This window comes from Pseudomonas yamanorum (genome assembly GCF_900105735.1).
GTDB classification, from domain to species: Bacteria; Pseudomonadota; Gammaproteobacteria; order Pseudomonadales; family Pseudomonadaceae; genus Aquipseudomonas; species Aquipseudomonas yamanorum.
Genome location: NZ_LT629793.1, coordinates 3,871,690 through 3,886,476, shown reverse-complemented (window position 1 = coordinate 3,886,476; position 14,787 = coordinate 3,871,690). Strand labels below are relative to the sequence as shown.

At 62.2% G+C, this 14,787-nt stretch carries 13 protein-coding genes; 6 read left to right on the top strand and 7 right to left on the bottom strand.

The window, feature by feature from the left end; translation table 11 throughout:
- Positions 1–15 precede the first annotated feature (15 nt).
- Complete coding sequence (locus tag BLU46_RS18260; RefSeq protein ID WP_093204104.1) at positions 16–339, bottom strand: DUF6124 family protein; 324 nt, start codon at positions 337–339, stop codon at positions 16–18.
- Between the two features lie 422 nt (positions 340–761).
- Here BLU46_RS18260 and BLU46_RS18255 point away from each other — a divergent pair, with 422 nt between their 5' ends.
- Positions 762–1,049: a HigA family addiction module antitoxin gene (locus tag BLU46_RS18255; RefSeq protein WP_063026533.1), complete on the top strand. Its 288-nt coding sequence runs from the start codon at positions 762–764 to the stop codon at positions 1,047–1,049.
- A gap of 9 nt (positions 1,050–1,058) precedes the next feature.
- Here BLU46_RS18255 and BLU46_RS18250 read toward each other — a convergent pair whose 3' ends face one another.
- The 6 genes from BLU46_RS18250 to pilG all read right to left on the bottom strand — a co-directional run bounded on the left by BLU46_RS18250 (position 1,059) and on the right by pilG (position 10,938).
- Positions 1,059–1,514 carry a chemotaxis protein CheW gene (locus BLU46_RS18250; protein WP_093204100.1) on the bottom strand — a complete coding sequence of 152 codons (456 nt, stop codon included), beginning with the start codon at positions 1,512–1,514 and terminating at the stop codon, positions 1,059–1,061.
- Entirely contained in the window at positions 1,507–7,347 is a 5,841-nt protein-coding gene (locus BLU46_RS18245; protein WP_093204095.1) for an Hpt domain-containing protein, read from the bottom strand. Before BLU46_RS18245 ends, BLU46_RS18250 begins: the two co-directional genes overlap by 8 nt.
- Before the next feature lie 185 nt (positions 7,348–7,532).
- A complete protein-coding gene (locus tag BLU46_RS18240) occupies positions 7,533–9,584 on the bottom strand; it encodes a methyl-accepting chemotaxis protein (RefSeq protein WP_063026524.1) in 2,052 nt (683 codons plus the stop codon).
- Positions 9,581–10,105, bottom strand: coding sequence for a chemotaxis protein CheW (locus tag BLU46_RS18235; RefSeq protein WP_093204090.1), 525 nt, complete (start codon positions 10,103–10,105; stop codon positions 9,581–9,583). Before BLU46_RS18235 ends, BLU46_RS18240 begins: the two co-directional genes overlap by 4 nt.
- Positions 10,106–10,117: 12 nt before the next feature.
- Positions 10,118–10,483: a twitching motility response regulator PilH gene (pilH, locus tag BLU46_RS18230; RefSeq protein WP_017476512.1), complete on the bottom strand. Its 366-nt coding sequence runs from the start codon at positions 10,481–10,483 to the stop codon at positions 10,118–10,120.
- A 47-nt stretch (positions 10,484–10,530) separates the two neighbouring features.
- Complete coding sequence (gene pilG / locus BLU46_RS18225; RefSeq protein ID WP_003213736.1) at positions 10,531–10,938, bottom strand: twitching motility response regulator PilG; 408 nt, start codon at positions 10,936–10,938, stop codon at positions 10,531–10,533.
- A gap of 239 nt (positions 10,939–11,177) precedes the next feature.
- Here pilG and gshB point away from each other — a divergent pair, with 239 nt between their 5' ends.
- The 5 genes from gshB (at position 11,178) to pyrR (ending at position 14,773) form a co-directional block, all read left to right on the top strand.
- Complete coding sequence (gene gshB, locus BLU46_RS18220; RefSeq protein WP_010167673.1) at positions 11,178–12,131, top strand: glutathione synthase; 954 nt, start codon at positions 11,178–11,180, stop codon at positions 12,129–12,131.
- 77 nt (positions 12,132–12,208) lie between these two features.
- Complete coding sequence (locus BLU46_RS18215; protein WP_093204085.1) at positions 12,209–13,108, top strand: energy transducer TonB; 900 nt, start codon at positions 12,209–12,211, stop codon at positions 13,106–13,108.
- 67 nt (positions 13,109–13,175) lie between these two features.
- A complete protein-coding gene (locus BLU46_RS18210) occupies positions 13,176–13,745 on the top strand; it encodes a YqgE/AlgH family protein (protein WP_010167675.1) in 570 nt (189 codons plus the stop codon).
- The gene (gene ruvX, locus BLU46_RS18205) at positions 13,745–14,182 is read left to right on the top strand and encodes a Holliday junction resolvase RuvX (protein ID WP_003213744.1); all 438 of its coding nucleotides are present in this window, start codon (positions 13,745–13,747) and stop codon (positions 14,180–14,182) included. Before BLU46_RS18210 ends, ruvX begins: the two co-directional genes overlap by 1 nt.
- Before the next feature lie 84 nt (positions 14,183–14,266).
- On the top strand, positions 14,267–14,773 hold the full coding sequence (gene pyrR, locus BLU46_RS18200) for a bifunctional pyr operon transcriptional regulator/uracil phosphoribosyltransferase PyrR (RefSeq protein WP_003213746.1): 507 nt from the start codon (positions 14,267–14,269) through the stop codon (positions 14,771–14,773).
- Positions 14,774–14,787 lie beyond the last annotated feature (14 nt).

The window sequence follows — 14,787 nt, the reverse complement described above, 5'->3', positions numbered from 1 at the left end:
ACCGATCCCACTTCGTCACATCGCCGCTGGGCTCACCTGCTCCAACGCCTGATCAACCAGTAACTGCCCCAGCTCACTCATCTGCTGAATGGCCAGCAGCACGCCGCGCTGGGAGCCTTCCAATTCGAAGGCCAGGTTGGAGGTCAACGCGTTGAGTGAGGCAAAGGTTTCAGAAGCGTTGGCCAGCAGGGCTTCGGTGGATTGAGAGGGAGAGACGGCAAAGAGTGACGATGACGCAGGAGTCGGAAAGTAATGATCCATGGCACGCTCGGCGGCGGCCTGGAGTTTGCGGTGTTCGATTTCGGTGTTATGCGGCGGATTGGGGGTAGGTTTGAACATGATGAAACTCCTAAACAGATGAGTAAGGAGCGCCACCGTTCGCTTGCACGCGAATGAGGGTGGCGACCGTGCGCAGGTGTGCAAGACCGGGCCTGTTTAGGACACCCAGCAGGTCCGAAGACCTCCTGCGCGCAGCCGCCATAAAGCAGCGAGCACAAAAAACGCCCGTTGAATGGCTGGGCGTTTGTACGCCTAAACAGTTTCGTCGGACTTGCACGTCCGTGTCACCGTTTTTTGCGATGACGGACGAAGACTAGGCGCGATCACAGGGCACAACAAGTTCATGCACAGCGCGAGAGGTTGCAGGAAAAATCCGACTGTAAAGCGCACGCCGATTGCTCCTACAAACTTTTCGGGTTGTTGCTCGGAACCCGTCTCTTTAGCCTTCATGGCTAAATCAGATAGCCGCAGGACACAACCGAATGGGTATGCATAATCCTCCCCACCCTGGCGAAATCCTGCTTGAGGACGTGATCCCGGCCTTGGGCATCACCATTACTGAAATGGCACGGCGCCTTGGCTTCGCCAGAGAAACATTCTCTAGAATCCTCCACGGACACGCGCCAATCAGCCCGGATCTTGCGGTAAGGCTTGAACGGGCAGGTATCAGCAAAGCTCGGTTGTGGCTTTCGATGCAAAGTGCCTATGACCTGTGGCAGGCAGAGCATCGAGATCAACCGAAAATCGAACGGTTTGCACGGATTGACTGACGGTTACACTCAGGCCAACCCCGCCTCCACCAACAACGCCTCCAACCCCATCAAGTCCGGCACCCGGGCCACATGCTCCCCCACCTGCACCGCCGCCAGTTCCAGCGGGCACAACGGCACGTCCACATAACTCAGCTGGCTATCGAGCTTGTACGAACGCGGAATCCCCTGGATCACCAACGCAATAAACTTCAACGTCGGCCGTCCGCCCAAGGTATTCAGCACCACAATCCGTGCCCGCTCCCCGACCACGCCCGACTCACCACACGCGGCCTCAAAGCTGATCAACGGCAACTGCCGATCCCGCCAGGTAACCTGCCGCAAATACCACGGCGGCGCGTCGCTGGCCGGTTCGCCGCGCTGGAAGTCGATCAGCTCGGCCACGGCGACGTTGGGCAGCAACAGGTAGCGATCCGCCAATGGCAGCAGCAAGCCGGTGAGTTGCGTAGCGCGGTGATCAAGCACGGGACTTGCTCCAATAAGCGATGCTTTCCAGCAACACCGACTCTTGATAAGGCTTGCCGAGGTAGTCGTTGACGCCAATCGCCATGGCCCGGTCGCGATGCTTTTGCCCGGTGCGGGAAGTGATCATGATGATGGGCATGCGCATCAGCCGTGGGTCGTCGCGCACCTGGATCGCCACTTCGAAGCCGTCCATGCGCGGCATTTCAATGTCGAGCAGCATCAGGTCCGGCGTGTGTTCTTCCAGCACGGCCATGGCATCGATGCCGTCCTTGGCGGTGAGCACGTTCATGCCGTTGCGCTCCAGCAGGCGGCTGGTGACTTTGCGTACGGTGACCGAGTCGTCCACCACCAGCACCAGCAACGGGCGCTTTTTCAGGGGGTCGTTGAGGATCAACGGTGCATCGGCTGCCTGGGCTGGCAACGCCGGGGGCCGTGCGCGGATATGCGCCAGCAGGTCGATGATCAGCACCACGCGGCCATCGCCAAGGATGGTTGCGCCCGACAGGCCCTTCACCCCGGCAAATTGCGGCCCCAGGCCCTTGACCACGATCTCCCGGGTCCCGGCCATGGCGTCCACCTGCACCGCCACGCGCCGTTCGTTGCACTGCACCAGCAACACCGGCAGCGGCTGGTACTGACCCAGCAGATTCGGACGGCCGACGGTGTGCAGCAGGTCGCCAAGGTAGAACAGCTCGTAGCGCTGACCGGCGTATTCGTAACGCGGCGGATTCAGTTGATAGTGCCCTTCCAGCTCATGGGGCATGACCCGCACCAGGCCTTCGATGGTGTTCAGCGGGATCGCGTATTGATCGTCCGCGCACTGCACCATCAACGCCTGGTTGACCGACACGGTGAACGGCAGGCGAATGCGAAAGTGCACGCCCTCTCCCGGCGTCGAGTCGATGACCATCGAGCCGCCCAGCTGGCGCACTTCCTCATGCACCACGTCCATGCCCACGCCACGCCCGGAAATCTGGGTGATTTTTTCGGCAGTGGAAAACCCCGGTTGCAGGATGAACTGCAACACGTCGCGGTCGCTGATTTCCAGGTTGGGGTCGAGCAAGCCACGCTTGATCGCCTTGCGCCGCACGGCTTCAAGCGGCACGCCGGCGCCGTCGTCGCGCATGTCGAAAACGATGTCGCCGCCTTCGTGGGTCAGGTCCAGGGTGATCCGGCCTTTCTCGGGCTTGCCCGCCAGCAACCGCGCATCGCGGGATTCCAGGCCATGGTCGACGGCGTTGCGCAGCATATGCTCCAACGGCGCAACCATGCGCTCCAGCACGTTGCGGTCCATCTCGCCTTCAGCATTGCCGACGATGAATTCCACATCCTTGCCCAGCTCTCCGGCCACTTGCCGCACGATGCGCTTAAGCCGCGGCAGCATGCGCTCGAAGGGCACCATGCGCGTGCGCATCAGGCCTTCCTGCAGCTCGGTGTTGATGCGCGCCTGTTGCTGCAAAAGGTTGTGGGCGTCCTGGTTGCGACGCTCGAGGGTTTCCTTGAGGTCGAGCAGGTCGGAGGCGGACTCGAACAGGGCCCGGGACAGTTGTTGCAGTTGGGAATGGCGGTCCATTTCCAGCGGGTCGAATTCTTCATAGCCCAGGCGTTCGGCCTCAGCTTGTTGGCGGCTGAGAATGCGGCCCTGGGTTTCGGTGTCGAGCCGGCGCAATTGGTCGCGCATGCGCTCGATGGTGGTTTCCACTTCGTTGAGGGCAATGCGCGCATCGTTGACCTGCTGCTCGATACGCCCACGGAAGATTGAGGTTTCACCGGCCAGGTTGACCAGGTCATCCAGCAAGTCGGCAGAGATCTTCACCATATCGGCAGCCGGATCGCTGGCCGGCACCGCGTCGGTTTTGGTAGCCGCCAACGCCACCGGTGCGGCCGTCACTTCAGCCGGATGCACCAGGCTTTTGATCCGCTCGATCAGCAGATCCACCGAGCCCACCGGCATACCCGCCGCCACTGCATCGATCATCTGCGCCAGGCGGTCGTGGCAGCCTTGCAGCAACGCGAAGAGTTCCGCCGAGGGCGCCAGCAAACCGGCCGACAAGCCTTCGTAGAGAAACTCCAGCTCATGGGCCAGGTCGCCAATCGGGCCGATCTCGACCATACGCGCGCCACCCTTGAGGGTGTGCAGGTCCCGCAGCAGTGTCTCGACTTCCTGGCGATTTTTCGGCTCGGCCTGCCAGCGCAACAGCGCGGCGCCAGAACTGTCGAGGATGTCAGCGGCTTCTTCGAGAAAGATATCCAGCAGCTCGGGATCACTGCCCGCCGTCTCGACTTCGACGGCTGCGGCGGGCGCCGCTTGTCCGATGCCGTGGCGCAACTCACGCAAATGGCTGATCAGGTCGGAGGAGTCGCTCAACGGTTGCTGATGTTGCAACTGCTCAAGCAGCAGCGCCAGTCGCTCATGACTGGCCATCAACACGTTCGCCAACTCGCTGGAATAGCTGTAGCGACGGTCCACCAAGCCTTCGTAAAGGTTTTCCAACTCAAGGGCCAGGTCGCCCACCGCACCGATTTCAGCCATGCGTGCACCACCCTTGAGGGTGTGCAAATCCCGTTGCAACGACGACAGCGGTGCTGCGTTATCCGGGTCCAGCAGCCAGCGTTTCAGGGACTGGCCGGCGCTGTCGAGAATGTCTACCGCCTCTTCAAGGAAGACCTCGACGATCTCATCGTCTACCGCAAAACCTTGGTCCAGCTTCGCCGTGGCGGCACCCAGTTCGGAGATGCTCAGCGCACGGCTGCCATCGGTTTTGATCAAGCCGGTGGCCGACGGGTCGAGGCCTTCATCCAACAGCTCGCGCAGGGCTCGAACCCGTGCCGGAGCCGCGCTGATTTCCTGGCCGGCAGCCAGTTGGTCGAGCATGTTGATCAGCGCTTCGTGGGCCTGTTCAGCCTCGTGGAAGAAGCGCTCGCTGACCGCCAGGCTGCTTTCTTCCACCGCGCCGTAGAGGTCGAGCAAGGCTTCGCACAACTCATCCATCGGGTGCAGGTCGGCCAGGTGCGCGCCTTCGCCGAGGGTGGTCAGCTCGTCCAGCAGTGCACTCAGTTCCTGCCGCTCGCCGGGATGTTGTTGCCAGCGGCGCAGCAGGCTTTCGGCGTCCAGCAGGATATCCATGCCCTGGGCCAGGAAGTTGGCAATCAACTGCGGGTCGCGCTTGATCCGCAGGCCGGTGTTGGGCGCATTCAGCAAGGCTTCAAGCTGGCTGTTCAGCAAGTTCTGTGTGCGTTCGATCAACCCTGCCGCACCGGTGATGGGCGCATGGGGATCGCTGTCCAGCTGGCGCACGCCGCGCTGGAACAGCGCCTCGGCCTCCAGCAGCAATTCAATTTCATCCAGGTCCAGCGGCAGGCGATGGGCCTTGTATTCGCGGGTCAGGTGATCCAGCGGTCGCGCCAGTTCGGCGATGGGCAACACGCCGGCCATGTAGGCGCTGCCCTTGAGGGTGTGCAGTGCCCGTTGCAGTTCATCGCTGACTTGCAGCGGCAGGTGCTCGGTGGCCTGTTGCAGGAAATGGTTGAGGCTGTCGAGGTGGCTCTGGGCTTCGTTGCGGAAGATTTCCAGCAACTGCGGGTCCAGGGCGGCCGGGTCGGTGGCCGAGGGTCCGACACCGCTGGCCAAGGCATGGGCGCGTGCCGCCAGTTCGTCTACGTCTTCGCGCTGGCGCTGGGCATCGTCGGCAAAATCGGTGATCAGCTCCGGCAGCAATTCCAGCACATCATCCAGCACCGCTTGCACATCAGGGCCCGACGCAACGCTGCGTTCCAGCACGCGGTTGAGCAGGTTTTCCACCGCCCAGGCCAGCTCCGCCAACACTAGGGCGCGCACCATGCGACCACTGCCTTTCAGGGTGTGGAAGGCGCGGCGCATTTCGCTCAGGGTGGCCTTGTCTGCCAGGCTCGCAGTGCCGGCGGGTACGTAGCGGTGCAGCACGTCGAGGACTTCGGCGGTTTCTTCGAGGAAGACTTCCCGCAGTTCATCATCGATGGCTTCTTCACCGGCGGGCGGTGGCAACAGGCTGCCGGGACGCTGGAGTGCTGGCGGGTTGAGGCGTGAAGTGGGGCTGGCCAACGCATCGGCGAGGAACGGGGTTTGCTCCGTGGGCGTCTCACCCTGCTCAAGCAGGGCCTGGCGCCACGGCTTCTCGGCCGGCAAATAGCCCAGTGCAGCGAGGCCTTCGGCGGCGACTTCCAGCACCCGTTCCCCCGGGGCGTCGTGGTCCTGCAGCATGCGCTCCAGGTAGTACTCGAGGCTGGTGAGCACATCGGCAAAATGCTCAAGCTGCGCCTCGGAAGGCGCGGCCTCACTGACCATCAATTGCTCGTTGACGTAATCGTTGCAGCCGCGCATCAGGCTCGCCGCACGGGGCAGCGGAATCATCGCCAGCGCACCGCGCACCTGGGTCAGCAACTCGGGCAGTGACTCCAGGCGCTGACGATCCCAGTGGGCCTCGATGCAGTCGATCACCAGCTCTTTCGCCTGGGTCAGGCACTGGCAGGATTCGCGGATCACCAGGTGATGGATCTGCGTCAGGTCGGTGGTGGGCAGGCGGCTTTCTTCCCGGCGTTCCGGCTCAACCGTGCCGACCATCCCGGCCAACGTCGCCTCGACGTAGAGCAAGGCGCCGGCGACGTCCATCAACACCGCATCGTTGGGCTCACGCTGCCCTTGGGCCAGGCCGAGCACCACCGCCAATTGGTCGATGATCACTTTGCGCGGCTGGCCGAAACCCAATACCGCCAGGGTATCGGCGATCTGCCGCAAGGGCGCCAGCAAGGCCTCAAGGTCCGAGGCGTGCTGGCGGTCGCTGCGTACGAACAGGTCCAGGCGTTCCTTGACCCGCACCAACTCCTCGCACAACGCGCCGAGTACCGAGCCCATCGCGTCGCGGTCCGGGCCGGCCAGGCGGGCGCGTTCGGCATCCACCACGGCGCTGTCGGGCAGGGCTTCATCGAGGCCATAACGTTCTTTCAAACTTTGCATCCGTGGAGTCGGTCGGGTGACTTTGGCAACGTAGAACAACAGGCTCTTGAGCAACTCATCCGGGGCCGGGGTGTTGATGCCGTTGATACCCTGGATCAGCAGACGCTTGAGTTCCTTGTCGCAGGCTTTGAGCAAACTGCGTAACGCCGGGCTATTGGCAACCACGCCAATGAGCATGCCTTCCACCAGCGCCGAGGTCACCTGCCACAACGGTAACAGCGGCGCACCATGGCACAGGGCTTCGAGACGGGCGAACACCCGCGCCATGTCTTCCAGGTTGCTGGGGCCGTGGTCTTCGCGCAGCAAGCCGACCAACGCCTGTTGCAGCATCTGCCGCCACTGACGCAGCAGCTCGGGGAAATCCTCCGGCGTGCGCTGGGCCAGCGCTTCCTCGGGCAGCGACGGGATCACCAGCAGTTGCGGGGCGAACAGGCTGGTTTCCGAGAGCAGGCTTTCGCCGCGCACGCTGCGCAGGTCGTTGAGCAGCGGCAGCACCACCAGGGGCAGGTCGCGCCGGGCGCTGTGCACGCGGTCGAGGTACAGCGGCAGTTGGCCGAGGCCCTGTTGCAACAGGCGAATGCCTTCGTCGCGCTGGCTGACGCGCGCGCCTTGCAGGGCGAGGGCCAGTTGCTCCATTTCTTCGGCGAACAGGGCTGCGCCGTAAAACTCGACCATCAGCAAACTGCCATGGACCTGATGGATGCATTCCAAGCATTGGCCGATGGCCTCGCTGCTGCCTTCTTCAACATAGGCGTCCAGCGCCGAACGGGCCTGTTTCAGGGTTTCGGCAATTTCGCCCTTGACCCATTCGAGGGCCACGTAGTCGTGCCGATCAACCATAACCGCTCCCGTCTGAATTCATTTGTCGCTTTGTGAATGACGACTCCAAGGACCATGGAGATCGAATGTGGGAGCTGGCTTGCCTGCGATGGCGGTGCATCAGTTTGCATCTTCGGCACTGACACACCGCTATCGCAGGCAAGCCAGCTCCCACAGGGATTCGGTGGTGCCTGACAGATAGCATTTCACTCATCCACCTGCCGTGCCGCCGGCAAGGTGAACCCCGACACCGACCGCCGCAACTGACTGGCCATTTTTGCCAGGTTGCCGATGCTCTCGGCAGTGGCCGTGGAGCCCGATGAAGTCTGAGTGGTGATCTGTTGAATCACGTTCATCGTCAGGGAAATCTGCCCTGCCGACGACGTCTGCTGCTGCGCCGCGTTGGAGATACTCTGGATCAACGCCGCCAGGGTTTTCGACACGCCTTCGATCTCTTCCAGCGCCACGCCGGCGTCCTGGGCCAGCCGCGCACCGCGCACCACTTCGGTGGTGGTCTGCTCCATGGAAATCACCGCTTCGTTGGTGTCCGTCTGGATCGCCCGCACCAGGGTTTCGATCTGCCGTGTCGCCGCTGAAGAACGCTCGGCCAGGCGCTGTACTTCATCGGCCACCACCGCAAAACCACGCCCGGCGTCACCGGCCATGCTCGCCTGGATCGCGGCGTTGAGGGCAAGGATGTTGGTCTGCTCGGCGATGTCATCGATCAGGCTGACGATGTCGCCAATCTCCTGGGACGATTCCCCCAGGCGCTTGATGCGCTTGGCGGTGTCCTGAATCTGTTCGCGAATGTTGTCCATGCCGTGGATGGTGTTGTGCACCACCTCATTGCCTTTGTTGGCAATCTCTACCGAACGCTCGGCCACTGCCGAAGATTCGGCGGCGTTGGCCGACACCTGGTCGATGGACTGGGCCATCTGGTTGATCGCCGTGGAGGCTTCGGCAATCTGCTGCGCCTGATGCTCCGACGCTTGGGCCAGGTGCATCGCGGTGGCCTGGGTGTCCTGCACCGCGCCAGCCACTTGGCCGGCGGTAAGGTTGATCGTGGCCACCAGGTCGCGCAGTTGGTCCACGGAATAGTTGATGGAGTCGGCGATGGTGCCGGTGAAGTCTTCGGTGACCGAGGCGGTGACGGTCAGGTCGCCGTCGGCCAGGTCTTCAATCTCGTCCAGCAGGCGCATGATCGCGTTCTGGTTGCGCTCGTTCTTCTCGGCGGTCTCCCGCAACTGGCGGTTGGTCTCGCGGACCATCACCAGGCCGATCAGGATGATCGAGGCCAGCGCCAGCAAGCCCAGCACGTAGCCGCCGATGGTGTCGAAAGTGCGCCCGTCCGCCAGGTTTTCAAAACCGGTGGCGAGGTGCGAGGCTTCGTCCAGCAGGGTTTGCGACAGGTTGAAAATATTGCTCGCCGAGGCGCGCACCTGGAACAGCTGCGGCGAAGTCTCGAGGATTTCATCCACGGAGCCGGAGACGAATTCGAATAGCTCGGAAATCTCCGCCAGCCGGGCGCGGGCGTCGTGATCTTCAACCTGGGTAATACGCAGCCCGGGATTGCCGTTGAGCATGCCGCTGAGCACCACGCCAAAACGGTTGGCATCGCGGCCAAAGGCATCGGCGGCCTGCACGGCGGTTTCGTCGCCCGCCAGCACGGTGTTCACTGCGCCGAGGATGCGTTCGGCCAGCAACGATTGGCGCTGGGCCAACGCCACCTGGCTGGCCGGAGCACCGCGCTGCAGGAGGATATCGACGACCTTTTCCGACTCCATCTGCAATTGCGGAACGGTTTCCGCCAGGGTCGCGGCCACTTGATGCAGTGACAGCACCGTTTGCTCGCTGGCCAGAATCGCATCGGCGTTTTTCAGCAGCGCTTCCCAGTCGGTCTGCACAGCGCGCATTTCTGCACGCACGGCGGTGGGTGCAGCGGGCAGGCCGGTGGCGGGGTCACCTTTTTTCAGGTAACCCCAGCGCTGGGCAAAATCGTTGCGTGCATCCCCCAGCAGCTTGAACGCAGCAGCCTTGCCGGCGGCGGCCTCGGTGGCGTTCTTGGCGATGCGCTGGGACAGCACCCGCAGCTCACCGGCGTGACCGATGTACTGTTTGTCGTAGGTGGACTGGGTATTGAGGTACGCGAAGTTGGCGAACAGCAGCATGATGAACACGATCAGCGCGATAAACAGCACGATGATCTGCGAGCGGCTGCGGGACGCTTCCTGGGGTTTGGCGGGGGTAACGGTACTCATGCGGCAACATCCATGAAGCCTGGAGCCTGGGCCAGGGCGAAGGGGCTGAAGACCTGCCACAGCTGGTCGCCGTCGAACTGGCCATGGATAAACGGCGCGTCGCCTGCGGTGCTCGTCGACAATGCGTCTTGTGCGAAATGCTGCATGCCCACCACCTCGTCCACCAACAGGCCGACAAACACGTCCTGATATTCCACCACCAGCACCCGCCGCTGTTTGCGCGCCACCGACAGGTCAAGGCCGAGGAACCCGCCCAGGTCCATCACCGGCAGCAAGCGCCCACGCAGGTTGGCCACGCCCTTGACCCACAGCTTGACCCCCGGCATCAAGGTGCAGCGCGGTTCGTGCAGCACTTCTGCGACCTCACCCATGGGCGCCACGTACCAGTGCTCACCCAGGCGAAACCCGATCCCGCTCCAGCTGTGCAGCCGGGTTTCCTGGGACGGCAGGTCGGCGGCCAGCAAGCGGCAGCGGCGGTCGATGTCCAGCAGCAGCTCGAAGGCGGTTTGCGACTCGGTCATGGGAACGTGCCGTCAGCCGGCCAGCACCTTGTTCAGGGTGGCGATCAGGGTTTCTTCGTCCACCGGCTTGGTCAGGTAATCCTTGGCGCCCTGGCGCTCGCCCCAGATCTTGTCGGTTTCCTGATCCTTGGTGGTGATGATGATCACCGGGATGTGCCCGGTTTCAGGGTCTTTGGTCAGCTGCCGGGTGGCCTGGAAGCCATTGAGGCCCGGCATGACGATATCCATCAATACCGCGTCAGGCTTTTCCTGGCGGGCCAGCGCGACGCCGTCGCCGCCGTTCTGGGCCTTGAGGACTTCGTGACCATGCTTTTCGAGCATTTCAGTCAGTTTGTACATTTCAGTCGGCGAGTCGTCGACGATCAGAACACGTGCCATGGTTATCCCCACTTCTTTAGTAGACGCCAGCCCTCGTGGGGCCCTCGTCAGTGTGCTTGTTCTACTGCGGCGAAGCCCGGCACATAGGCCTTGATCGCGCTCAGCAGTTCTTCCTTGCTGAAAGGTTTGGTCAAAAACTGATCAGAACCGACGATGCGCCCCTTGGCCTTGTCGAACAGACCATCCTTGGAAGACAACATGATCACCGGGATCGACTTGAACGCCGGGTTGTTCTTCACCAACGCGCAGGTCTGATAGCCATCCAGGCGCGGCATCATGATGTCGACAAAGATAATGTGCGGGTGATGGTCAACAATCTTGGCCAGGGCATCGAAACCGTCGATGGCCGTGATGACGTCACACCCTACGTTCTTCAACAGTGTTTCGGCCGTGCGGCGAATCGTTTTCGAATCGTCGATCACCATCACTTTCAAGGCGTTGGAATGCTGTTCCATATCTGCTCTACCATCGCCACAGCGAATAGGTTTTCGGTGTGTACTGCCTGATGTTGCACAGGACGAGCGTCAAAAGCCTCGGAATTCAAGGGCTGATGTGCCATGGCAGCCTTTTTAGCACAGTCTCAGAACGCAATCTATCGGCCGACCCGCGCGGTGGTTTTTCCTTGACCCACAACAGCCGCAGCGCCACTCTGACGCCACTTTTATGCGCCCTTATTTGCTAGAGGAAATCCCCCATGAGCGTTCGCGTCGGCATTGTCATGGACCCTATCGCCAGCATTTCCTATAAAAAGGACAGCTCGCTGGCCATGCTGCTGGCCGCCCAAGCCCGCGGCTGGAGCCTGTTCTATATGGAGCAGCCGGACCTTTACCAGGGCGACGGTGAAGCGCGGGCGCGGATGCGCCCGCTGCAGGTGTTTGCCAACCCTGAGAAGTGGTTCGAACTGCAAGACGAAATCGACAGCCCCCTGAGCGACCTCGACGTGATCCTGATGCGCAAGGATCCGCCGTTCGACATGGAGTTCGTCTACTCCACCTACCTGCTGGAGCAGGCCGAGCGCGCGGGCGTGCTGATCGTCAACAAGCCCCAGAGCCTGCGCGACTGCAATGAAAAGCTGTTCGCCACCTTGTTCCCACAGTGCACACCGCCCACCGTGGTCAGCCGCCGCGCCGATGTGCTGCGTGAATTCGCCGCCAAGCACGGTGATGTGATCCTCAAGCCGCTGGACGGCATGGGCGGCACGTCGATCTTCCGCCATCGTGCGGGCGACCCGAACCTGTCGGTGATCCTGGAAACCCTGACCGCGCTGGGCACCCAGCAGATCATGGGCCAGGCCTATATTCCGGCAATCAAGGACGGCGACAAGCGCATCCTGATGATCGATGGCGAGCCGGTGCCTTATTGCCTGGCGCGCATTCCAGCGGCCGGCGAGACCCGTGGCAACCTGGCAGCCGGCGGCCGGGGTGAAGCCCGCCCGCTGACGGACAAGGATCGCTGGATTGCCGCCCAAGTCGGCCCAACCCTGCGCGAAAAGGGCCTACTGTTTGTAGGACTGGACGTAATTGGCGAGAACCTCACCGAAATCAACGTCACCAGTCCGACCTGTATTCGCGAGATCGACAATGCATTTGGCACGAACATCGGCGAAATGCTGATGGCGGCCATTGCCTCCAAGCTACAAGCCAAGTGACATAGAACAGCCGGACACAAACCAACATTGCGTTATCATGCGCCACCTGTGAAACGCGCGATGTTGGTTTTCTTGTCATGACGCTCCCGCCCGATCTGCCCCCCGAACTCTCCCACAGCGGCGTGCGCCCGGCTGATCGGCTCGGATTTACCCTGTTTCTCGCGGCGTTGATTCACCTGGCGTTGATCCTCGGCCTGGGCTTCACCTTTGCCGAACCCAAGCAGATCACCAAGACCCTGGAAATCACCCTCGCCACCTTCAAAAGCGAAAAGAAGCCCGAGAAGGCTGATTTTCTCGCCCAGGACAACCAGCAAGGCAGCGGCACCCTCGACAAGAAGGCCGTGCCCAAGACCACCGAAGTGGCGCCGTTCCAGGACAACAAGGTCAATAAGGTCACGCCACCGCCAGCGCCCAAGTCGGAGGTGAAACAGGCTGCACCCAAGGCCGCTGTCACTACCGTCGCGCCCAAACCGCAAAAAGCGCCCACTCAACGGGAAAAGGCCAAGACCGAACCCACGCCTGCCCCGCCGGCCCCGACGTTTGATAGCTCGCAACTCTCCAGTGAAATTTCCAGCCTGGAAGCCGAACTGGCCCACGAACAACAGCTGTACGCCAAGCGCCCGCGGATCTACCGCCTGAATGCTGCCTCCACCATGCGCGACAAAGGCGCCTGGTATAAGGACGAGTGGCGCAAGAAGGTCGAGCGCATCGGCAACCTGAACTACCCGGACGAAGCCCGCCGCCAGCAGATCTACGGCAATTTGCGACTGCTGGTGTCGATCAACCGCGACGGCACCTTGTACGAAGTGCAGGTGCTGGAGTCCTCCGGCCAACCGCTGCTGGACCAGGCGGCGCAACGCATCGTGCGCCTGGCGGCGCCTTTTGCGCCGTTTACCGGGGACTTGAACGACATCGACCGTCTGGAAATCATTCGCACCTGGCGCTTTGCCAAAGGTGATCGGCTGTCGAGCAATTGACGCTGACGGTGATTTCCTGCGCATCCTCAGCTTGTCAGTTCGCCCCTCCAACGCCACACTAGCGGACATGAAAAATGTCAGCCCGACCTACCTCAAGCACCAATTCCTGATCGCCATGCCCCATATGGCCGACCCGAACTTTGCGCAGACCTTGACCTACATCGTCGAGCACACCGCCAATGGTGCGATGGGGTTGGTGGTCAACCGCCCGCAAGACCTGAACCTGGCCGATATCCTTGAGCAATTGCGCCCGGACATCGACCCACCCGCCAGCTGCCAGCACGTACCGATCTACATCGGCGGGCCAGTGCAGACTGACCGGGGTTTTGTGCTGCACCCCACCGGGCCGAAATTCCAGGCGACCGTGGACCTTGAAGGGCTGTCGCTTTCCACTTCCCAGGATGTGTTGTTCGCCATCGCCGATGGCATCGGGCCTGATCAAAGCGTGATCACCCTGGGCTACGCCGGTTGGGAAGCCGGGCAACTGGAGGCCGAGCTGGCGAGCAATGCCTGGCTGACCTGCCCGTTTGATGCCGACATCCTGTTCAACACCCCCAGCGAACTGCGCCTGGAAGCGGCGGCCGCCAAGCTGCGGATCAACCTCAGCCTGCTGACCAGCCAGGCGGGGCACGCCTGATGGCCTTGCGTCTGATCCTCGGTTTTGACTACGGCACCAAACAGATCGGCGTTGCCGTCGGCCAGGTCATTACCGGCCAGGCCCGCGAGCTGTGCACCTTGAAAGCCCAGAACGGCGTGCCGGACTGGAACCAGGTCGAAGCCCTGATCAAGGAGTGGAAGCCCGATGCCGTCGTGGTCGGCCTGCCCTTGAACATGGACGGCACCCCGAGCGAGATGTGCCTGCGAGCCGAAAAATTCGCCCGACGCCTGAATGGCCGCTACAACCTGCCCTTCTATACCCACGACGAACGCCTGACCACGTTCGAAGCCAAGGGCGAGCGCCGCGATCGTGGCGGGCAGAAAGGCAGCTACCGCGACAACCCGGTGGATGCCATCGCCGCGGCCTTGCTGTTGCAGGGCTGGCTGGATGAAAACACCGCTTTATTTGAATCCTGACTGACGCGGCTTGCCGCGTCTTCTTACGTTTGAGCCCGGACCTTGCAGGCAACCCCCGCCGCGCAAGGCCTTGAAGGAGCCACCATGAGCCTGCCCAATCCCGCCGACCTGATCAGCCAGATGGCGATCCGCCTCAAGGCGCACCTGGAACACCGCGCCATCAGCGAGCCGCGTTTTATCGGCATTCGTACCGGTGGCGTGTGGGTGGCCCAGGCGCTCTTGGAAGAACTGGGCAGCGACTCGCCCCTCGGCACCCTGGACGTGTCCTTCTACCGCGACGACTTCAGCCAGAACGGCCTGCACCCGCAAGTGCGTCCTTCGGCCTTGCCGTTCGAGATCGAAGGCCAGCACCTGGTGCTGATCGATGACGTCCTGATGAGCGGTCGCACCATCCGCGCCGCCATGAACGAGCTGTTCGACTACGGCCGCCCGGCCAGCGTGACGCTGGTCTGCCTGCTGGACCTGGATGCCGGTGAATTGCCGATCAGCCCGGACGTGGTCGGTGCCACCCTGTCCCTGGAAGCCCACCAGCGGGTAAAATTGTCCGGTCCCACGCCGCTCGAACTCGAACTGCAAGACCTTGCCCTTTAAACCGCCTTGTAAAG

Bases quoted from the DNA above. Each gene is read 5' to 3' on its own strand.
- BLU46_RS18210 (WP_010167675.1), top strand. From the start codon at position 13,176: ATGAAAAATGTCAGCCCGACCTACCTCAAGCACCAATTCCTGATCGCC.
- BLU46_RS18260 (WP_093204104.1), bottom strand. From the start codon at position 339: ATGTTCAAACCTACCCCCAATCCGCCGCATAACACCGAAATCGAACAC.
- pilH (WP_017476512.1), bottom strand. From the start codon at position 10,483: ATGGCACGTGTTCTGATCGTCGACGACTCGCCGACTGAAATGTACAAA.
- ruvX (WP_003213744.1), top strand. From the start codon at position 13,745: ATGGCCTTGCGTCTGATCCTCGGTTTTGACTACGGCACCAAACAGATC.
- pyrR (WP_003213746.1), top strand. From the start codon at position 14,267: ATGAGCCTGCCCAATCCCGCCGACCTGATCAGCCAGATGGCGATCCGC.
- BLU46_RS18215 (WP_093204085.1), top strand. From the start codon at position 12,209: ATGACGCTCCCGCCCGATCTGCCCCCCGAACTCTCCCACAGCGGCGTG.
- BLU46_RS18240 (WP_063026524.1), bottom strand. From the start codon at position 9,584: ATGAGTACCGTTACCCCCGCCAAACCCCAGGAAGCGTCCCGCAGCCGC.
- BLU46_RS18255 (WP_063026533.1), top strand. From the start codon at position 762: ATGGGTATGCATAATCCTCCCCACCCTGGCGAAATCCTGCTTGAGGAC.
- BLU46_RS18235 (WP_093204090.1), bottom strand. From the start codon at position 10,105: ATGACCGAGTCGCAAACCGCCTTCGAGCTGCTGCTGGACATCGACCGC.
- gshB (WP_010167673.1), top strand. From the start codon at position 11,178: ATGAGCGTTCGCGTCGGCATTGTCATGGACCCTATCGCCAGCATTTCC.
- BLU46_RS18245 (WP_093204095.1), bottom strand. From the start codon at position 7,347: ATGGTTGATCGGCACGACTACGTGGCCCTCGAATGGGTCAAGGGCGAA.
- pilG (WP_003213736.1), bottom strand. From the start codon at position 10,938: ATGGAACAGCATTCCAACGCCTTGAAAGTGATGGTGATCGACGATTCG.